At 66.3% G+C, this 20,467-nt stretch carries 16 protein-coding genes and 2 pseudogenes; 4 read left to right on the top strand and 14 right to left on the bottom strand.

Translation table 11 applies throughout. The features are described from left to right. Positions 1-33: 33 nt before the first annotated feature. From LPA45_RS18785 to LPA45_RS18720, 14 genes and pseudogenes are all read right to left on the bottom strand, one after another. A pseudogene (locus LPA45_RS18785) lies at positions 34-1,760 on the bottom strand (tannase/feruloyl esterase family alpha/beta hydrolase). Positions 1,761-2,082: 322 nt separating this feature from the next. Beyond that, positions 2,083-3,105: a class I fructose-bisphosphate aldolase gene (locus LPA45_RS18780; protein WP_116322884.1), complete on the bottom strand. Its 1,023-nt coding sequence runs from the start codon at positions 3,103-3,105 to the stop codon at positions 2,083-2,085. Positions 3,106-3,203: 98 nt separating this feature from the next. Continuing rightward, positions 3,204-3,474, bottom strand: a pseudogene (locus tag LPA45_RS18775) (peroxidase); the annotation flags it as partial. A 100-nt stretch (positions 3,475-3,574) separates the two neighbouring features. Continuing rightward, positions 3,575-4,612, bottom strand: coding sequence for a class II fructose-bisphosphate aldolase (gene fba / locus LPA45_RS18770; RefSeq protein WP_116322885.1), 1,038 nt, complete (start codon positions 4,610-4,612; stop codon positions 3,575-3,577). A gap of 41 nt (positions 4,613-4,653) precedes the next feature. Beyond that, the gene (locus LPA45_RS18765; RefSeq protein ID WP_116322886.1) at positions 4,654-5,889 is read right to left on the bottom strand and encodes a phosphoglycerate kinase; all 1,236 of its coding nucleotides are present in this window, start codon (positions 5,887-5,889) and stop codon (positions 4,654-4,656) included. A 54-nt stretch (positions 5,890-5,943) separates the two neighbouring features. After that, positions 5,944-6,633, bottom strand: a complete 690-nt coding sequence (gene gph, locus LPA45_RS18760) for a phosphoglycolate phosphatase (protein ID WP_116322887.1) — start codon at positions 6,631-6,633, stop codon at positions 5,944-5,946. Next, positions 6,630-8,645, bottom strand: a complete 2,016-nt coding sequence (gene tkt / locus LPA45_RS18755) for a transketolase (protein WP_317924331.1) — start codon at positions 8,643-8,645, stop codon at positions 6,630-6,632. The genes gph and tkt overlap by 4 nt, the downstream gene beginning before the upstream one ends. Positions 8,646-8,671: 26 nt before the next feature. Then, positions 8,672-9,550 carry a phosphoribulokinase gene (locus tag LPA45_RS18750; protein ID WP_116322889.1) on the bottom strand — a complete coding sequence of 293 codons (879 nt, stop codon included), beginning with the start codon at positions 9,548-9,550 and terminating at the stop codon, positions 8,672-8,674. A gap of 11 nt (positions 9,551-9,561) precedes the next feature. After that, a complete protein-coding gene (locus tag LPA45_RS18745; protein ID WP_116322890.1) occupies positions 9,562-10,656 on the bottom strand; it encodes a class 1 fructose-bisphosphatase in 1,095 nt (364 codons plus the stop codon). Between the two features lie 51 nt (positions 10,657-10,707). Next, complete coding sequence (rpe, locus tag LPA45_RS18740; RefSeq protein ID WP_116322891.1) at positions 10,708-11,424, bottom strand: ribulose-phosphate 3-epimerase; 717 nt, start codon at positions 11,422-11,424, stop codon at positions 10,708-10,710. A gap of 1 nt (position 11,425) precedes the next feature. Next, on the bottom strand, positions 11,426-12,190 hold the full coding sequence (locus LPA45_RS18735) for an HAD family hydrolase (protein ID WP_116322892.1): 765 nt from the start codon (positions 12,188-12,190) through the stop codon (positions 11,426-11,428). 3 nt (positions 12,191-12,193) lie between these two features. Next, a complete protein-coding gene (gene cbbX / locus LPA45_RS18730) occupies positions 12,194-13,129 on the bottom strand; it encodes a CbbX protein (protein WP_116322893.1) in 936 nt (311 codons plus the stop codon). A gap of 144 nt (positions 13,130-13,273) precedes the next feature. Next, on the bottom strand, positions 13,274-13,693 hold the full coding sequence (locus LPA45_RS18725; protein WP_116322894.1) for a ribulose bisphosphate carboxylase small subunit: 420 nt from the start codon (positions 13,691-13,693) through the stop codon (positions 13,274-13,276). Positions 13,694-13,732: 39 nt separating this feature from the next. After that, a complete protein-coding gene (locus LPA45_RS18720) occupies positions 13,733-15,193 on the bottom strand; it encodes a form I ribulose bisphosphate carboxylase large subunit (RefSeq protein ID WP_116322895.1) in 1,461 nt (486 codons plus the stop codon). A gap of 151 nt (positions 15,194-15,344) precedes the next feature. On the opposite strand from LPA45_RS18720, the gene LPA45_RS18715 reads away from it, so the two are divergent. The 4 genes from LPA45_RS18715 (at position 15,345) to LPA45_RS18700 (ending at position 20,264) form a co-directional block, all read left to right on the top strand. Beyond that, positions 15,345-16,295 carry a LysR family transcriptional regulator gene (locus LPA45_RS18715; protein WP_116322896.1) on the top strand — a complete coding sequence of 317 codons (951 nt, stop codon included), beginning with the start codon at positions 15,345-15,347 and terminating at the stop codon, positions 16,293-16,295. A gap of 169 nt (positions 16,296-16,464) precedes the next feature. Next, on the top strand, positions 16,465-18,144 hold the full coding sequence (locus tag LPA45_RS18710; RefSeq protein ID WP_367395087.1) for an ABC-F family ATP-binding cassette domain-containing protein: 1,680 nt from the start codon (positions 16,465-16,467) through the stop codon (positions 18,142-18,144). A 182-nt stretch (positions 18,145-18,326) separates the two neighbouring features. Beyond that, positions 18,327-18,536: a hypothetical protein gene (locus LPA45_RS18705; protein ID WP_317924328.1), complete on the top strand. Its 210-nt coding sequence runs from the start codon at positions 18,327-18,329 to the stop codon at positions 18,534-18,536. Between the two features lie 144 nt (positions 18,537-18,680). Beyond that, positions 18,681-20,264, top strand: a complete 1,584-nt coding sequence (locus tag LPA45_RS18700) for an isocitrate lyase (RefSeq protein WP_116322898.1) — start codon at positions 18,681-18,683, stop codon at positions 20,262-20,264. Positions 20,265-20,467: the final 203 nt, after the last annotated feature.

Raw genomic sequence — 20,467 nt, 5'->3', positions numbered from 1 at the left:
AACCTATGTCAGGACTTGACAACCTGCGTGCGGTTATTGCGTCGCGCAGCTAAAGCTGGCTGCCACGTTTACGTCGCCGGCACCGTTGTACTTTGGCCAGTTCGGATACTCACACAGCGGACGCGTGCGGCCCGGCACGCCAACCGTGTCGGTCACCGTCAGCGAAGCCGGCGCGGTGCCCTGCTCGACCCACTTTTCCAGTGCGGTCAGCGAGTCCCACGAGGCATTGAACACGGAGCTGGTCGCGTGCCCATAGCCCGGGATCTCGTAGTAGCGCATGAAGTTGCTGACATTGCCAGCACCCATCGCGCCCTGCACCCGCGTGAAGTAGTCCTCCGTCGCGCGCGTGCTGACCAGTGCGTCGGACATGCCGTGGGCCATCAGGATCTTGCCGCCCTTGTTCATGAACGCGGACAGGTCGGTCTTGTTGATGTCCTGCAAGGCGGTCAGCTGGCTGATGCGGTCCTGCCATGGGCCCGGGTTCTGCGGGTCAAGCGTCAGCGAGTTGAAGGTCGGATCACGAGTGACAAAGTAGCGCACCCACTGGTCCCAGAACACACTGAAGTACGGCGCGGTGTTCGGCATCGGGTTGGCCGGGGCATCGGTGTTGAGCGCCAGCGCAATCACCGTGGGCTGGACCGTTGCGTTGCCGGCCATGCCCAGATCGGCGCCCCAGACGTTGAAGCCCGGATACTGCGTCTCGCCGCTGCCCAGCGCATAGCCGAACACGATCTGCGAAGCGTAGACCTTCAGCGCGCTGATCTGCGCGTCGGACAGGCAGGTGTCACCCGTGTCGGCGCCGTTGGCACAGCGGACTGGCTGGCCATTGAGCATCGCCGTTGACGGGTCGAAGCTGGCGTTGCAGGCAGCGATATTGCTGATCAGGCCGTCCTTGACGCCATCGAGGTCATCGCACGCGGCGATGGCGGCATCGTAGAGCACCTTGCGCTTGGGCTGGTTCGGGTATGCACCCGGCGCTGCCAGCGCGCGGGTGATGCGGCCGAACTGCAGGTCAGGCTGGCAGCATTCCAGGCGGGGTAAAGCACGATGGCACCATCCCAGTCCTGCGGCCAGCGCTGCACCACGGCCAGCGCCTCGCGGCCGCCGCTCGAGCCGCCGGCAAAGTAGGCCTTCTTCGGGCCGTCGGCCTGGTAGTGCATCTGGATCAGCGCGATCGCGACGTCGCGCGTCTTCTTCAGCGCGTCGCTGGAGAAATTGCGGACCGCCTCGTCATTGGTCCCGAACGAACCGTCGCGGCTGCCGAGCGCGCCCGCCTGGTGCCCCGAATCGCTGGCGAAGGTGGCATAGCCGCGCGCCAGTGGCGAGGGCTGGTCGGTCGGGCCCGCCGGAACATTGCCCGCGGTATTGGGGATCGTGCCGTCATAGCCGCCGCCACCGAACATGACGACCTTCTGGTTCCAACTGGCGGGCATGTCGACCTCGAACCGGATCGACGGCGCCGTGGGGTCGACCGGTGCGATCGTCCCGGTCACCTTGCAGTACGCGCCAGTACCCAGCTGGCCGCCACCGGTAGCCGGCACCATGACGGCATCGGCAACGGTCGCGCCGTTGGTCGGAAGGCCGATACTGCCCGCGGCGACAGTCTTGCCCGGCAGGTTCTGGCAGGCTACCGGCGTCTTTGACGGCGGGGGCGGATTATCGTCCCCTCCGCCGCCGCAGGCACTCAGCACCAGGCCGGCCGCCGACACGACGATGAGGGGTGCCAGTCTGAAAGTCGCTGGCGAAACTTTGCTTTGCATGTCTTTTGACATTTGTCTTCTCCACGATGTCTCCGGGGGACGGGATAGCGGCAGCGGGACCGGCCCGGCGCTATCTCCCGGTGGCTGCGTCTGCATTCGGCGTGCCAGTACGCAGGTGACGAGACGGAGGTGGAGTGCGAAATATGTCCGGCGTTGCAGAAGCGGTACACCCGGGTATCACCTGGATGACGGCATCACACGCCCTCCCGGCGTGTAGCGGGAAAGTCTTTCAATCGAGCGCGAAGTAACTGCAACCGGCCCGGCAGCCGCCGGGGCATGCGCGCCGGTCGGCGACAAGCACCGCCAGCGCATTGCGGAAGGTTCAACTCCCCGCATTTTCCATTGCGGCTTCGTACTGCCCGAGGCACGCCATGCCATTCAGCCGCGAGCGCTGCAGCAGCGCCTGTTGTGCCTGCCCCGCATTGCTGGCCTCGCCGCGCCAGGCCAGCAATGGCGGCTCCTGCAAGGCGCGCCCGTAGGAGAAGCTCAGCCGCCAGGGCAACGGGCCCAGCCGGTTCATGGCGTCAAGATTGGCCGTGGCTTCGGCGGGCGTCTGGCCGCCGGACAGGAAGAAAACGCCGGGCACCGCGGCGGGCACGGTGCGCCGGAGCACCTGCACGGTCTGCTTCGCGACCTCTTCGGGCGCCGCGTGACCTGCGTCCTTGCCGGGAAGCACCATGCTGGGCTTCAGCAGCATGTGCTCGAACACCACCGCGTGCCTCTGCAAGGCGTCGAAGACTGCATGCAGCACGGCTTCGGTGACTGCAGCGCAGCGCGCCATGGTGTGTGCGCCATCCATCAGCACCTCGGGTTCGACGATCGGCACGACGCCCGCTTCCTGGCAGATCGCGGCATAGCGCGCCAGGGCCTCGGCATTGGCGTGAATGGCAAGCGGCCCCGGCAGCGTGTCGGACACGTTGTAGACGGCGCGCCATTTGGCAAACCTCGCGCCCTGCTGGCGATAGCCGGCAAGCCGCTTGCCAAGACCGTCGAGGCCCTCGGTGATCTCGTCGCCGGGCGCATGGGCGAGCGCCAGCTTGCCCTTGTCCACCTTGATCCCGGGCACGATGCCCTGGCGCGCGGCCAGTTCCGGCAGCGGCGTGCCATCGTCGGCCAGCTGGCCGAGTGTTTCCTCGTACAGGATCACGCCGCTGATGAACTCGCCCAGGCCCGGCGTGGACAGGAGCAGGTTGCGCCACGCCCGGCGGCTTTCTTCATTTGACGCTACACCGATGCGCTCGAATCGCTTGGCGATGGTCGGCCCGCTTTCGTCGGCGGCCAGCAGGCCTTTGGCGCCCTGCACCATGGCATCGACGGTGGCTTGCAGTTCGCTTGCTTGGTCCATGACGTTGCTCCGTGAGGGGGTATAGCAACAAGGATTGGCGCCTCGATGCGATTGCGCAAGCGACGGGCGTGCGGGCCATCTCGGACCGCCACGCAGAACTAAGGAGCCTGACCGGTATCAGCACCGGCGCCGTCCGGCCGGCGTTCGGCAAGCGCCTCCAGCAGCGAGGCGGAGGGCACGAAAAACAGGTTGCCGCTGACCGCCTCGCTGAAATCCAGCAGCCGGTCATAGTTGCCGGGCGGGAGAGCGGGCATAGCCGATAAAGAACGTGCTGAACTCGCCCTTGCCCGGCTGGCCGAACAGCATGTTGTCACGCAGGATCTTCACGTCCTCGCCGTTCTCGGGAAGGCGGTGACAACCGGCAGGCTTTGCTTCGTTGATGCTCCGGCCCCTCTCCCCTCTCCCCCACCCCTCTCCCGCGCGCGGGAGAGGGGAACGTATGCATGGGTTGGTGGTGCTGCGAGCACTGTCAGCGATAGCGCCCCGCCATCCTCTCCATCCCCACCGGCTTGATCCGCGCGGCCTGCCCCGCGCACCCGAAGGCCTCGAAGCGCAGCTTCACCACGCCCTTCGCTCCCTTCTTGGCCGCCAGCAAGGCCTTGCGGGGATCGAATTCGCTGCGGTCCTCGGCCAGGGACTTGCGGATCGCCCCGGTCATGGCCAGGCGGATATCGGTGTCGATATTCACCTTGCGCACGCCCATCCTGATGCCGCGCAGTATCTCCTCGACCGGCACGCCGTAGGTCTCCTTGATGTCGCCGCCGTACTGGCGGATGATCTCCAGCCATTCCTGCGGCACCGAGCTGGAGCCGTGCATCACGAGATGGGTGTCCGGGATCTGCGCGTGGATATCCCGGATGCGGTCCATCGCCAGGATGTCGCCGGTAGGCTTGCGCGAGAACTTGTAGGCGCCGTGGCTGGTGCCGATGGCGATGGCCAGCGCATCCACGCCGGTGCGGGCGACAAAGTCGCGCGCCTGCGCCGGGTCGGTCAGCATCATGTCGTGCGACAGCGTGCCGGCCGCGCCCACGCCGTCCTCTTCGCCAGCCTGGCCGGTTTCGAGCGAGCCCAGGCAACCCAGTTCGCCTTCCACCGAGACACCGATTGCATGAGCCATCTCGCACACGCGCCGCGTGACGTCGACGTTGTAGTCGTAGTCCGCCGGCGTCTTCATGTCTTCACGCAGCGAGCCGTCCATCATCACGCTGGTAAAACCGGAGCGGATCGATGCCTGGCACACCGCCGGGCTGGAGCCGTGGTCCTGGTGCAGCACGATGGGGATGTCCGGATGGGTCTCGGCCGCGGCCAGCACCATATGGCGCAGGTAGGCCTCGCCGGCATACTTGCGGGCGCCGGCCGAGGCCTGCAGGATGACCGGGCTGTCGGTTTCCCCGGCCGCTTCCATGATCGCGTGGATCTGCTCCAGGTTGTTGACGTTGAACGCCGGGACGCCGTAGCCGAACTCTCCCGCGTGGTCCAGCAGCTGTCGCAAGGAAATGAGTGCCATGGTGAAGCTCCTTTGGTCGATGCGGATTCGGTGATGCGGGGTCAGCTGGCGGCGCGCTGCTCCAGCACGTCCAGTGCGGGCAGCTTCTTGCCTTCCAGAAACTCCAGGAAGGCGCCGCCGCCGGTGGAGATGTAGCCCACGCGGTCGGCAATGCCGTACTTGGCGATGGCGGCCAGCGTGTCGCCGCCGCCTGCGATCGAGAACGCCCTGGAATCGGCGATGGCCTGCGCCAGCACCCTGGTGCCGTTGCCGAACTGGTCAAACTCGAACACGCCCACCGGGCCGTTCCAGACGATGGTGCCGGCGGACTTGAGCTGCCCGGCGAGCTGGGCGGCGGTCCTGGGACCGATGTCCAGGATCATGTCGTCGTCGGCCACGTCCTTCACATCCTTGACTGTGGCCGCGGCGGTCGCGCTGAACTCCTTCGCGCAGACCACGTCGACGGGGATGGGCACCGAGGCGCCGCGCCTGGCCATGATGTCGATGATGGCCCTGGCGTCCGCCACCAGGTCGGGCTCGGCCAGCGACTTGCCGATCTTCAGGCCAGCGGCCAGCATGAAGGTGTTGGCAATGCCGCCGCCGACGATCAGGTTGTCGACCTTGTCGGCCAGCGACTTCAGGATGGTCAGCTTGGTGGAGACCTTGGAGCCGGCCACGATCGCCACCAGTGGCCGCGACGGCTGGCCCAGTGCCTTGCCCAGCGCGTCGATCTCGGCGGCCAGCAGCGGGCCGGCGCAGGCGATCGGGGCATACCTCGCGATGCCGTGGGTGGTGGCCTCGGCTCGGTGCGCGGTGCCGAAGGCATCGTTGACGTAGATATCGCACAGTGCGGCCATCTTCTGCGCCAGTTCGTCGCTGTTCCTCTTCTCGCCCTTGTTGACGCGGCAGTTTTCCAGCAGCACCAGCTGGCCGGGCGGTACCTGGAAGCCGCCCGCGGTCCAGCCGGACAGCAGCGGCACCTGCCGGCCCAGCAGCTCCGACAGCCGGCGGCCCACCGGCGCCAGGCTGTGGCGCGGGTCCGGCTGGCCTTCCTCGGGACGGCCCAGGTGCGAGGTGACCATCACCGCGGCCCCCGCCTGCAGGCAGGCCGCGATGGCGGGCACGGAAGCGCGGATGCGGGTGTCGTCGGTGATCCGGCCCGCATCATCCTGCGGGACGTTGAGATCGGCGCGGATAAAGACCCGCTTGCCCGCCAGCCCGCCGGATGCGAGCAGCGCGGCCAGCGTGTGCGGCGCCGTGGATTTCGGTTGCCCCGTAGCGTGGGAAATATTCGTCATTGCCATCCGTCTCCGTTGACTTGTCCTGGTATCTCTGCCGGCCTGCCCCGGCTGTCAGGCGGCGGGCGCCAGCCGCGCCGGCGTCAGCAGCGCCGGCAAACCCTCCATGGAATCGACCAGCGCATCGGCGCCCAGCGCGCCGGGCCCGCCCGGGCCGGCGTAGCCGTAGCGCACCAGGCAGACCGGCATGCCGGCCGCGCGGGCCGCGGCCACGTCCACCGGCGAGTCCCCCACCAGCACGCCCTGCGCCGGATCGACGTCGAGCAGGCGGCAGGCATGGCGCAGCGGTTCGGGATGCGGCTTCATCTGCGCGATCGAATCGCCCGCCACCAGCACTTCCAGGTATGGCGCCAGTCCTGTCATGGCCAGCAGCGGCGCCGCCAGCGCGCGCGGCTTGTTGGTGACGCAGGCCAGCCGGTAGCCCTCGCGCCTGAGCGCGGCCAGGCCCGCTTCCACGCCCGGGAACACCGATCCCAGGCGGCCGTTGGTGTCGTCATAGTGGCGATGGAACAGCGCCTCGGCATCGGCGGGCGCCACCGCCAGCCGCGCGGTCTCCAGCACGCGCAGCACGAGGTTGGGCACACCGCGGCCGATAAAGCCGGCCACGGTGTCGAACGGCAGCGGCGGGCTGCCGAGGTCAGCCAGCATGCGGTTGGCGGCCTCGACGATGTCCGGGGCGCTGTCGACCAGCGTGCCGTCCAGGTCGATCAGCACCGCGGCGCAAGGCAGGGATACGGTAGTCATGACGTGCCCTCCAGCAAGGCGCGCGCAGCAGCCGCGACATCCGCCGGGGTCAGGCCAAAGTGCTGGTACAGCGCCTCGGCCGGGGCGGATTCGCCGAAGCTGTCGAGGCCCAACGCCACGCCGCCTTCGCCCACCACGCCGCGCCAGAACCAGGTGACACCCGCCTCCACGCTGACGCGCGGCACGCCCGGCGGCAGCACCGTGGCGCGGTAGGCCGCGTTCTGCGCGTAGAACAGCTCCACGCACGGCATCGACACCACGCGCGCGGCGATCCCCGCATCGGCCAGTTCCTGCGCGGCGCGCACCGCGATCTCCACTTCGGAGCCGGTGGCCACCAGCACCACGCGCGGCGGCGCGGCATCGCGCAAGATGTAGCCACCACGCGCAATCGCCGCGCGCTGGTCCGCATCGCGCTCGAACGGCGTCAACGCCTGCCGCGACAGCACCAGGCAGGTGGGACCGTGCTCGCGCAACAGCGCGGCCTGCCAGGCGTACGCGGTCTCGGCGCCGTCGCACGGGCGCCAGACCTGGTTGTTGGGGATCAGCCTGAGGCTGGCGGCGTGCTCCACCGGCTGGTGGGTGGGACCGTCCTCGCCGAGGCCGATCGAATCATGCGTCAGCACATGGATCACGCGCAGCCGCATCAGCGCCGCCATGCGGATGGCATTGCGCGAGTAGTCCGAGAAGGTCATGAAGGTGCCACCGTAGGGGATCAGCCCGCCGTGCAGCGCGACACCGTTCATCACCGCCGCCATGCCGAACTCCCGGACGCCATAGCTGATGTAATTGCCGTGCCCTTCGTGGTTGACCCAGACCGACGCCTTCACGTTGGTCAGGTTGGAACCGGTGAGGTCGGCCGAGCCGCCCAGCAGCTCTGGCAAGGCCGCCGTCAGCGCCTCAAGGCAGAGCTGCGAGGCCTTGCGCGTGGCGATCTTGCCTTGCAGTGCCGAGGGCGCGTCGAGCAGCGCCATCATTCCCGCATCGAAGCCTTCCGGCAGGCGGCCATCGACACGGCGCAGGAATTCCTGGGCCAGTTCGGGATGCGCGGCGCGATAGGCGGCGAAGCGCGCCTCCCATTCGGCCTCCCTCGCCGCGCCCTGGACGCTTGCGTCCCAGGCGTCGGCCACGTCCGGCGGCACAGTGAAGGGCTCGGCCTCCCACCCCAGCGCCTCGCGCATGGCGGCGATTTCCGCCGCGCCCAGCGGCGCGCCATGCACATCGTGGCCGCCGGCCTTGGCCGGGGCGCCCTGGCCGATCACGGTGCGGCAGCAGATCAGCGTAGGCCGGCCGCGCTCCGCCCTGGCCGCGTGCAGCGCGGCATCGATGGCATGCGCGTCATGCCCGTCGACACCGTCGATCACATGCCAGCCGTATGCGGCAAAGCGCTTCGGCGTGTCGTCGGCGAACCAGCCGGCAACGTCGCCGTCGATGGAGATGCCGTTGTCGTCGTACAGGCAGACCAGCTTGCCCAGCCCGAGCGTGCCCGCCAGCGAGCAGGCCTCATGGCTGAGGCCCTCCATCAGGCAGCCATCACCCAGGAAGACATAGGTGCGATGGTCGACGATGTCGAAGCCGGGCCGGTTGAAGGTGGCGGCCAGCAGCTTCTCCGCCAGCGCCATGCCGACGGCATTGGTCAGGCCCTGCCCCAGCGGGCCGGTCGTGGTTTCCACGCCGGGCGTCACGCCGAGTTCCGGATGTCCCGGCGTGGCCGCGTGCAGCTGGCGGAACTGGCGCAGCTGCGACATGGGCAGGTCGTAGCCGGTGAGGTGCAGCAGCGCGTACTGCAACATGGAAGCATGGCCGTTGGACAGCACGAAGCGGTCACGGTCGGGCCAGGCCGGGTTGGACGGGTTGTGGCGCAGGTGGCGGCGCCACAGGACCTCGGCCATCTCGGCCATGCCCATGGGCGCGCCGGGGTGGCCGGACCTGGCCTGTTCCACCGCGTCGGCGGCGAGGAATCGCAGCGCGTTGGCGCAGCGGGCCGCGGAGTCGATACGTTCGGGTGCATTCATATTTGGTGTCCTGGCAACGCTGCGGCTTACAGGGCGGCGCGCTTGCGGCGCTCCATCATGCGCAGCACGAACGGCGTGAAGATCAGCTGCATGGCCAGTTCCATCTTCCCGCCCGGCACCACGATGGTGTTGGCGCGCGACATGAAGGAGTCGTGGATCATGCTCAGCAGGTACTGGAAATCGATGCCCTTCGGGTTGGCGAAGCGGATCACCACCATGCTTTCATCCGGCGCGGGGATCTCGCGCGAGATAAAGGGATTGGAGGTGTCCACGCACGGCACGCGCTGGAAGTTCACATGCGTGCGCGAGAACTGCGGGCAAATGTAGTTCACGTAGTCCGGCATGCGGCGCAGGATGGTGTCGGTCACCGCCTCGGTCGAGTAGCCGCGCTGCTTCTTGTCGCGCCAGAGCTTCTGGATCCATTCCAGGTTGATGACCGGCACCACTCCGATCAGCAGGTTGGGATACCTGGCGACGTCGACCTCGTCGGTGACAACGCCGCCGTGCAGGCCCTCGTAGAACAGCAGGTCGGTGTCGGCGGGCAATGGCTCCCACTCTGTGAAGGTGCCCGGCTCCTGCACGAACGGGGCGGCCTCCTCGGCGCTGTGCAGGTAGTGCCGGCGCGTGCCGGTGCCGCATTCCGCATAGGAGCGGAACAGGTTTTCCAGGTCGGCGAACAGGTTGTTCTCCGGGCCGAAGTGGCTGAAGTTCATATTGCCGGTGCGCTCGGCCTCGGCCATCTTGACCTTCATCTCGGCTCGGTTATAGCGGTGGAAGCTGTCGCCTTCGATCACGACTGACTTCACGCCTTCGCGGCGGAAGATATTCTCGAAGGTACGGGTCACCGACGTGGTGCCGGCGCCGGAGGAGCCGGTGATGGCGATGATGGGGTAGCGTTCTGACATGGCCGTGAACCTCAGGCGGACGCGCGAAACAGGCTGCGCTCGTTGAACAGGGGATTGGGAAGATCGGGATCGGACTGGTCGGCGTGGTAGTCCTCGATCCGCTCCACTTCCTTGCGCGAACCGAAAATCACGCCGATGCGCTGGTGCAGCCCTCCCGGCGCCACCGACATCAGCGCCTGCCGGCCGGTGCTGGCGCGCCCGCCGGCCTGCTCCATCAGGAAGGCAATCGGGTTGGCCTCGTAGAGCAGGCGCAGGCGGCCCGGCCTGGCCGGGTCCCGGGTATCGCGCGGGTACATGAAGACGCCGCCGCGCATCAGGATGCGGTGCGCCTCGGCCACCATCGACGCGATCCAGCGCATGTTGAAATCCTTGCCGCGCGGGCCGCTCTTGCCGGCCATGCACTCGGAGATATAGCGCCGCACCGGCGCTTCCCAGAAGCGGCTGTTGGAGGCGTTGATGGCAAATTCCTGCGTCTCGGCGGGAACCCGCAGGCCGGGATGTGTCAGGAAGAATTCACCGAGGTTCGGATCGAGGGTGAAGCCGTTGACGCCGTTGCCCACTGTCAGCACCAGCATGGTGGTGGGGCCGTAGAGCGCGTAGCCGGCCGCGACCTGCGCCGTTCCCGGCTGCAGGAAGTCCTGCTCGGTCACCGGGTCGGCGCCATCGGGCGCGCGCAGCACTGAGAAAATGCTGCCCACCGAGACGTTGACGTCGATGTTCGAGGAACCGTCGAGCGGGTCGAACACCAGCAGGTACTTGCCGCGCGGGTAGCACGCAGGGATCTGGTATGGCGTCTCCAATTCCTCCGAGGCCATGCCGGCCAGGTGGCCGCCCCACTCGTTGACGCGCAGGAAGGCCTCGTTGCTCAGCACGTCCAGCTTCTGCTGGATCTCGCCCTGCACGTTGATGGCCGCGCCCTCGCCATCCGCGCTGCCGGCGCGGCCGTGCAGGCCGCCCAGCGCGCCGAAGGCCACCGCGCGCGCGATCTCCTTGCAGGCCACGGCCACATTGAGGATCAGGCCGTTGAAGCCGCCGCTGGCTTCCGGGTAGCGGCGGCGCTCCTCGATCAGGAACTGCGTCAGGGTCATCCTCTGGACTTCGGGCATGGCAGGTCTCCTTTTCATTTGCTGTGTGTGCTTGCATGGCGCCGACGCGGGCTAGGTGAACGTGGCGGCCTCGCGCAGGCGGCGCAGGATGCCGCGGTAGCCGCCGTCGGTATCCGGCGCGCCAAACACGGCGCTGCCGGCAACGAAGGTGTCGGCGCCCGCGCGGGCAATCGCCGCGATGTTGTCGGCCTTGACGCCGCCGTCGATCTCCAGCCAGACCGCCCGCCCACCGGCCGCCACCTGCCGGTCGATGCGCGCGCGCACCTGGCGCAGCTTGTCCAGCACGCCGGGGATGAACGCCTGGCCGCCGAAGCCGGGATTCACGCTCATCAGCAGCACCAGGTCGAGCTGGCCGAGCGTGTGGTCGAGCCAGCCCAGCGGCGTGGCCGGGTTCAGCACCAGGCCCGCCTTGCAACCGTGGTCGCGGATCAGGCCGATGGTGCGGTCCACGTGGCGGCTCGCCTCGGGATGGAAGCTGATGATCCCCGCGCCTGCCTTGGCGAACATCGGGATCAGCGCGTCGACCGGCTCGACCATCAGGTGCACGTCGATGGGAATGGACACATGCGGGCGGATCGCCTCGCACACCAGCGGCCCGATGGTCAGGTTGGGCACGTAATGGTTGTCCATCACGTCGAAGTGCACCAGGTCCGCACCCGCTGCCTCGATCGCGCGCACCTCTTCGCCCAGCCGCGCGAAATCCGCCGACAGGATGGACGGCGCCAGGCGGACGGTGTGTTGGTCGGTACGTTGGTCGGTGGCGTGCATGTCAGGCTGCCTCGCACCGGGTGCCGCGATGCCAGTTGCGCAGCGCGCCCAGGTCAGCCCAGCGCTGTGCCGCGCCGGGCAGCTGCCGCGGCAGCGGCTGCGCCGGGTCGCCCAGGTGCGGCAGCACCAGCAGCGCGCCGTCGAAGCGATCCTGCGCGGTGTAGGCGGTGGGCGTGATCACGGTAGCAATGCCGGCCGCCTGCGCCGCCCTTAGCCCGTTCTCCGAATCCTCGATCGCCAGGCAATCCCCGCCCTCCAGCCCCAGCTGCTCCAGCACGGCCAGATAGACATCCGGGGCCGGCTTCTTGATGGCGGTGGTACCGGCGTCGCCGATGGCAGCGAAGCGCTCGCGCCAGCGCTGGCCCAGCGGCACCTGCAGCAGCGCATCGAGGTTGGCCGGCGTGGTAGTGGTAGCAATGGCGATGGGCACGCCGGCATTGCCGGCCTCTTCGATCAGCCGGGCAATGCCAGGGCGCAGCGGCAGCTGGCCGCTGCCGACGCGCTCGGCATAGTGGCGGGTCTTGATGGCGTGCACGGCGTCGATCGTCTCTTTGACCTTGCACCCTTGGGCTTCCTCGGGATCGACCATGCGCCAGTAATGCATCAGCCGCTCTTTGCCACCGGCCACCCTGAGCAGGCGCGTGTAGAGCGCCTCGTCCCAGCACCAGTCGAGGCCGACCTCGGCAAAGGCGGAATTGAAGGCCTGCAGATGGGCGGTCTCGGTATCGGCAAGCGTGCCGTCGACATCGAAGATCAGGGCTTTCATGGCTTACTCCGCGGCCACAGGTTGCGAGAACACGCGGCTGGCGCGCAGGTCCTCGGCCGTGATGGTGGTCAGGGCCCGGTCGTCAATCACCGTGCCGGGATCGTCGAGCAGGCGCGAGGCATGGCGCAGCCGCGCGCGGTCCAGCGCGTTGCGCACGCTGCGGGCATTGGCGAAATGCGGTTGCGCCATGCGCCGGGCCAGGTAGTCGGCAAACACGGCCCTGCTCTCGTCGTCGAAGTGGTACTGCATCCCGGCCAGCATCAGGTCGGCGATCTGGCGCAGTTCCTCGAGCTGGTAGTCGGGGAAGTCGATGTGGTGGGCCACGCGCGACGACATGCCGGGGTTGGACTCGAAGAAGCGGTCCATGCGGTCCTTGTAGCCGGCCAGGATCACCACCAGGTCTTCGCGGTTGTTCTCCATCACCTGAAGCAGGATCTCGATGGCCTCCTGGCCGTAGTCGCGCTCGTTCTCGGGCCGGTAGAGGTAGTAGGCCTCGTCGATGAAGAGCACGCCGCCCATGGCCTTCTTCAGGATCTCCTTGGTCTTGGGCGCGGTATGGCCGATGTACTGGCCGACCAGGTCGTCGCGGGTCACGGCCACCAGGTGGCCGCGGCGCACATAGCCGAGCTGGTGCAGGATCTGCGCCATGCGCATGGCCACCGTGGTCTTGCCGGTGCCGGGATTGCCGGTGAAACACATATGCAGGCTGGGCGCGCCCGCGCTGAAGCCGCGCGCGGCGCGCAGCTTGTCCACCAGCAGCAAGGCGGCAATGTCGCGGATGCGCGCTTTCACCGGCTTCAGGCCGATCAGCTCGCGGTCGAGCTGGGCCAGCAGTTCGGTGATGCCGGCGCTGGCCAGCGTTTCTGCCAGCGACGTGGCCAGCGATCCCGGCAAGGCAGGCGGCGGCTGCAACTGTGCTGTCGTTTCAGGTGCGGACATGGCAGGCTCCGTGGGTGCTCATCAAAATCCGGGCGCAGCTTCCCCGGCGCGCTGCCTGGCGGCCGCGCCCCCAATGGGATTGCACAGGGAAAGGTCGCCGGCGGGCAGCGCGTGGGCGCTACGCGCCGGCTCGATTGCCGCCGCTCAGTAGCGGCTGCCTTCGGGCCGCGCCTGCACGGCGTAGCTCTCGATCGTGTAGCGCATCGTGCGGCCGGGCTCCTCCTGGCGCACCAGGCGGAAGCCGGGCTCGTCGGCGGGCCGGTTGACGATGAACGACATCACCACCGACTCCACCGTATGCGTCGAATCGAAGGCCGTGACGCGGATGTAGTGGTTCGGGAAGGTGTTCCGCGCGTTGTTGATTTCCATCAGGATGCCGGCGGCATCGCGCAGGTCGAACATCGGCAGGCCGAACATGTCCCAGTACGTGTTGCGCGGATGCGGGTCGTCGGTGTACTCGATGCCGACCGCCCAGCCCTTGTCCAGGCAGTATTCGAGCTGCCTGGTGATCTGCTCGTCGGTGAGTTCGGGCAGGAAAGAGAAAGTGCCTTGAGTGATGCGCATGATGTCCTCTCGTTCTGTGGGATTCAGGGGCTCAGGGGCTCAGGCCACCGACGCGGTGGGCACGAAGTCCGAGGTATCGGTCGGCGTGTAGTTGAAGCTGATGTCGCCCCAGGTATCGAGCGCCGCCCGCAGCGGTGCGCACCAGCGTGCTGCATCGCGCAGGATTTCCGGCCCTTCGTTGAGGATGTCGCGCCCCTCGTTGCGCGCCAGCACCATTGCTTCCAGCGCCACGCGGTTGGCCGTCGCGCCCGCCTGGATCCCTTGCGGGTGGCCGATCGTGCCGCCGCCGAACTGCAGCACCACGTCGTCGCCGAAGAGGTGGATCAGCTGGTGCATCTGGCCGGCGTGGATGCCACCCGATGCCACCGGCATCACCTTGCGCAGCGAGGCCCAGTCCTGGTCGAAGAACAGCCCGCGCGTCAGGTCGGTGTGGGTATAGGCATCGCGGCAGACGTTGTAGTAGCCCTGCACCGTCAGCGGATCGCCTTCCAGCTTGCCCACGGCGGTGCCGGTGTGCATGTGGTCGACGCCGGCTAGGCGCAGCCATTTGGCGATCACGCGGAACGACACGCCATGGCTCTTCTGGCGGGTGTAGGTGCCATGGCCCGCGCGGTGCAGGTGCAGGATCATGTCGTTCTGGCGGCACCAGTTGCTCATCGACTGGATGCAGGTCCAGCCCACGATCAGGTCGACCATGATGATGACCGAGCCCAGCGACTTGGCGAACTCCGCGCGCCGGTACATCTCTTCCATGGTGCCGGCGGTCACGTTCAGGTAGCTGCCCTTGACCTCGCCGGTGGCGGCGGACGCCTTGTTGACCGCGTCCATCACGAACAGGAAGCGGTCGCGCCAGTGCATGAAGGGCTGCGAGTTGATGTTCTCGTCGTCCTTCATGAAGTCAAGCCCGCCCTTCAAACCCTCGTAAACCACGCGGCCGTAGTTGCGGCCCGACAGCCCCAGCTTGGGCTTGGTGGTGGCGCCCAGCAGCGGGCGGCCGAACTTGTCCAGGCGCTCGCGCTCGACGATGATCCCGGTCGACGGGCCGGCGAAGGTCTTCACGTAGGCGACCGGGAAGCGCATGTCTTCCAGCCGCGCCGCCTTGATCGGCTTGAAGCTGAACACGTTGCCGATGATCGATGCAGTCAGGTTGGCGATCGAGCCTTCCTCGAACAGCGACAGGTCATAGGCCACGTAGCAGAAGAACTGCTCGGGGTTGTTCGGCACCGGCTCGACCCGGTAGGCCTTGGCGCGGTACATGTCGCACGCGGTCAGGCGGTCGGTCCACACCACCGTCCAGGTGGCGGTCGACGATTCGCCGGCGACCGCGGCGGCAGCCTCGACCGGGTCCACGCCGTCCTGCGGCGTGATGCGGAACAGCGCCAGCACGTCGGTGTCCCTGGGCACGTAGTCCGCGTCCCAGTACCCCATCTCCTTGTACTTCATCACGCCGGCGTCATAGCGCTTGCGCGGCTTGGCTTGGATCATTTCAGGTGCGTTCATGCTGGTCTCCCTTCCGTGGTTTGGCGGCGTGACTGCGCGTTGGAATGAAAGATATCGGGCGCCCAACATAAGGTAAATTCAGATATTCTTAGCCCCTATATAAGGAATCCCTTAAGTGAGGCGCAGACCGCACATCCACGGAACACTCGCTATGTCCTTTCTGCGCGCCCTCACCCTTCGCCAGCTCCAGATCTTCGTCACCGTGGCCAGGCATGCCAGCTTCGTGCGCGCGGCCGAAGAACTGCACCTAACGCAGCCGGCAGTCTCGATGCAGGTCAAGCAGCTGGAATCCGTGGTGGGGCTGCCGCTGTTCGAGCGGATCCGGGGCCAGCTCACGCTGACCGAGCCCGGCGACCGGCTGCTGCACCATGCCTCGCGCATCCTTGGCGAGATCAAGGATGCGGAAGAAGGCCTGCAGGCGGTCAAGGACGTCGAGCAGGGAACGATCACGATCGGGCTGATCAGTACGGCCAAGTACTTCGCGCCCAAGCTGCTGGCGGGTTTTACGGCGCTGCACCCCGGCATCGACCTGCGCATCGCCGAGGGCAACCGGGAAACGCTGCTGCAGCTGCTGCAGGACAATGCCATCGACCTGGCATTGATGGGGCGCCCGCCGCGCGAGCTGGACGCGGTTTCAGAACCGATCGCCGCGCATCCATACGTGCTGGTGGCGTCGCCGCGGCATCCGCTGCGCGCCGAGAAGCGGTTCGACCTGCAGGAACTGCGTCACGAGACCATCCTGCTGCGTGAACCCGGGTCTGGCACCCGCACGGTGGCGGAGTTCATGTTCCGCGATCACCTGTTCACGCCCGCCAAGGTGATTACGCTGGGCAGCAACGAGACCATCAAGCAGGCAGTGATGGCGGGCATGGGGATCAGCCTGCTGTCGCTGCATACGCTGTCGCTGGAACTGCGTACCGCGGAAATTGCCTTGCTGGACGTGACCGGGACACCGATCGAACGGGTCTGGCATGTGGCACATATGGCGAGCAAGCGGCTGTCGCCAGCGGGCGAGAGTTGCAGGGCCTACCTGCTCGAGCACACCGCGGAGTTCCTTGGGAAGGAATATGCCGGCCTGCTGCCGGGCCGGCGCGTGGCGTGATGAACCACTGGCAGGTTCGCCGGGATTTGCCGCCGATCCGGCGGATGTCGACCTTTGTGGCCGACGGGCGCCGCGGAGCGCAAGCGGCTCTTCACGCATGCGGCCAGAAAAGAGACAGCCCTGCACGTCAGGTCGGCTATCATGCCAATCCCCTCCGAAGTAGCTCCCTATGATTTCCGTCCGTAATGTCACGCTGCGTCGCGGCGTCAATGTCGTACTCGACCAGGCGTCCGTCACCTTCAACCCCGGCGAAAAGATTGGTCTTGTCGGCCGCAATGGCGCCGGCAAGTCGTCCTTCTTCGGCCTTCTCAACGGCACGCTGCACGAAGACAGTGGCGAGTTCTCGATTCCCGCTGCGTGGAAGATGGGCCAGGTCGCGCAGGAGATGCCGGAGACCGAGCAAAGCGCGACCGACTTCGTAGTCGAGGGTGACACCGTGCTGCTGGCCGCGCAGGCCGAAGTAGCCGCCGCCGAGGCCAGCGATGACGGCATGCGCATGGCGCACGCCTACATGGCCCTGCACGACGCGGGTGCGCACGATGCCCCCGCACGTGCTCAAGCGCTGTTCCTGGGCCTTGGCTTCAGTGCTGCGCAGCTTGGCCAGCCGGTCAACAGTTTCTCCGGCGGTTGGCGCATGCGGCTGCAACTGGCGCGCGCGCTCATGTGCCCGTCCGACCTGCTGCTGCTCGACGAGCCGACCAATCACCTCGACCTCGACGCGCTGGTCTGGCTGGAAGCCTGGCTCAAGCGCTATCAAGGAACCCTGGTAGTGATCAGCCACGACCGCGAATTCCTCGACGCGGTCACGCAGGTGACGATGCACGTCGACAACGCCAAGCTCGTGCGTTATGGCGGCAACTACAGCAAGTTCGAAGACATGCGCGCCGAGCAACTCGTATTGCAGCAGGCCGCGATGGCCAAGCAAGCGGACAAGATCGCCCACCTGCAGAAATTCATCGACCGTTTCAAGGCCAAGGCCTCGAAGGCGAAGCAGGCGCAGAGCCGGGTCAAGGCACTCGAACGCATGGAGAAGATCGCACCGGTGCTCGCCGACGCAGAGTTCAACTTCGAGTTCAAGGAGCCGCTCAACGTCCCGAACCCGCTGTTGTCGATGCTGGACGCGAGCTTTGGCTACCCGGCGCCGACCGGCGCACTGCCGGGCACGCCGCCCACGGTCATCGTGCGGGGCATCAACCGTTCCGTGCTGGCCGGGCAGCGCATCGGCATCCTCGGTGCCAACGGCCAGGGCAAGTCCACGCTGGTGAAGACGGTGGCGCACGCGCTGGCGCCGATTGCCGGCGAAATCAGCGAAGGCAAAGGGCTGAATATCGGCTACTTCGCACAACAGGAACTCGACGTGCTGCGCCCTCTCGACACGCCGATGGAACACATGATCCGCCTTGCCAAGGACACGCCGGTGCACATGCGCGCCCCCGGCCAGAGTGGCACCGAACAATCGCTTCGCACCTTCCTCGGCACCTTCAACTTCAGTGGCGACATGGTCCATCAGGCGGTCAGCACGATGAGCGGCGGCGAAAAGGCGCGGCTCGTGCTGTGCATGATCGTGTGGCAGCGCCCCAACCTGCTGCTGCTCGACGAGCCTACCAACCACCTCGACCTGGCCACACGCGAAGCGCTAGGCATGGCGCTCAACGAATTCGAAGGCACAGTGATGCTGGTCAGTCACGACCGGGCCCTGCTGCGCGCCGTATGCGACGAGTTCTGGCTGGTCACCAAGGGCGGCGTCGAGCCCTTCGACGGCGATCTGGACGATTACCAGCAGTTCCTGCGCGACGAAGCCCGCCGCATGCGTGAGCAGCCTGCCGCAGAGCAGAAGGTCATCGCCTGAAGTTGTGGGACAAAGGGCAGGCGTGAGCTTCGCGGGGGCCGGTGCGGGATCGTCCGTTGCCAGGACCTTGTCCAATCAAGTTCGCGTGGAACTAGCCCACAACCCATTCGATCTTTGAATGGGAGCTCGCTGAGTTATTCACCAGCCGCTTTGGTCCGCAGGAGGCGCCCGGCCCCTGGTCCATGGATGCCGACCAGTTCCGGCTGCGCAATGAGCGCCGAAGGCCGGTCATTCTCGCCAGTTTTGCCAGCGCAACTTCATCGCCCCCTCCGACAACTGAAAGCGCATTTCACATGGTGGAATTGACGCGACTTTTCCTGCTCCGCCCGTTTTCGTTTCTTGAAAAAGCATTCCACATCGCAAAATTTAGCGCCTATCCTATTGAAAAATAAGGAAAAATCAAGTCTTATGTCTTATATAAGACCTTGCCGCAACGCATCAGGAAGGCCCTACAATGAGTCCACGCTGCTTGCATCGACACCCGTCGGCAAACTCAACGATTTTTTCAAAACGCGCTTATTTTTTAGGAAATTGACATGGCCCAGTATCAAGACGACATCAAGGCAGTTGCTGGTTTGAAAGAGAACCATGGCAGCGCGTGGAATGCCATCAATCCCGAGTATGCCGCCCGCATGCGTGCCCAGAACAAGTTCAAGACGGGCCTGGACATCGCCAAGTACACCGCCAAGATCATGCGCGCCGACATGGCCGCCTATGATGCCGACCCGTCGAAGTACACCCAGTCGCTGGGTTGCTGGCACGGCTTCATCGGCCAGCAGAAAATGATCTCCATCAAGAAGCACTTCAACAGCACCGACCGCCGCTACCTTTACCTGTCCGGCTGGATGGTAGCCGCGCTGCGCTCCGAGTTCGGCCCGCTGCCGGACCAGTCGATGCACGAAAAAACCTCCGTCAGCGCGCTGATCCGCGAGCTGTACACCTTCCTGCGCCAGGCCGACGCCCGTGAACTGGGTGGCCTGTTCCGCGAGCTGGACGCCGCCCAGGGCGCTGCTGCCAAGGCCGCCATCCAGGAAAAGATCGACAACCACGTCACCCACGTGGTGCCCATCATCGCCGACATCGATGCGGGCTTCGGCAACGCCGAGGCCACCTACCTGCTGGCCAAGCAGTTCATCGAAGCGGGCGCATGCTGCATCCAGATCGAGAACCAGGTGTCCGACGAGAAGCAGTGCGGCCACCAGGATGGCAAGGTCACCGTGCCGCACGAGGACTTCCTGGCCAAGGTCCGCGCCATCCGCTACGCCTTCCTGGAACTGGGCGTGGACGACGGCGTCATCGTGACCCGTACCGACTCGCTGGGCGCCGGCCTGACCAAGCAGATCGCCGTGACCCACACGCCGGGCGACCTGGGCGACCAATACAATTCCTTCCTCGATTGCGACGAAATCTCGGCCGACGCACTGGGCAATGGTGACGTTGTCATCAAGCAGAACGGCAAGCTGATGCGTCCCAAGCGCCTGGCCAGCAACCTGTTCCAGTTCCGCGCCGGCACGGGCGAAGCGCGCTGCGTGCTGGACAGCATCACCTCGCTGCAGAACGGTGCTGACCTGCTGTGGATCGAAACCGAAAAGCCGCATATCGAGCAGATCGCCGGCATGGTCCGCGAGATTCGCAAGGTCATCCCGAACGCCAAGCTGGTGTACAACAACAGCCCGTCGTTCAACTGGACCCTGAACTTCCGCCAGCAAGCGTATGACGCGATGAAGGCCGCGGGCAAGGATGTGTCGGCCTATGATCGCGCCCAGCTGATGAGCGTGGAATACGATCAGACCGAACTGGCGGCCGCCGCCGACGAAAAGATCCGCACCTTCCAGGCCGACGCGGCCCGCGAAGCCGGTATCTTCCACCACCTGATCACGCTGCCGACGTACCACACCGCCGCACTGTCGACCGACAACCTGGCCAAGGAATACTTCGGCGAGCAAGGCATGCTGGGTTATGTGGCTGGCGTGCAGCGCAAGGAAATCCGTCAGGGCATCGCCTGCGTCAAGCACCAGAACATGTCCGGCTCGGACATCGGCGACGACCACAAGGAGTATTTCAGCGGCGAAGCGGCCCTGAAGGCGGCGGGTAAAGACAACACCATGAACCAGTTCTGATACCAGTAGTACCCCTGGGCAAAACGCCAACCCATACGGGTTGGCGTTTTTTTATCCGGCACTTTGCAGCAGATGTGCGGCGACACACGTGTACACAAAGGAGCAAAAGGCAAAACATACCACGACATCTGATGACCCTCATGGCAAGATCACACTGCCGCTGGCCAGGTGTAACGAGCAGGCGCTAAAACACGGCAAATTCA

Origin of the sequence: Cupriavidus sp. Agwp_2 (assembly GCF_040784895.1) — a bacterium.
In the GTDB taxonomy this organism is placed as follows: Bacteria; Pseudomonadota; Gammaproteobacteria; order Burkholderiales; family Burkholderiaceae; genus Cupriavidus.
This window is presented reverse-complemented; position numbering and strand designations above follow the sequence as displayed.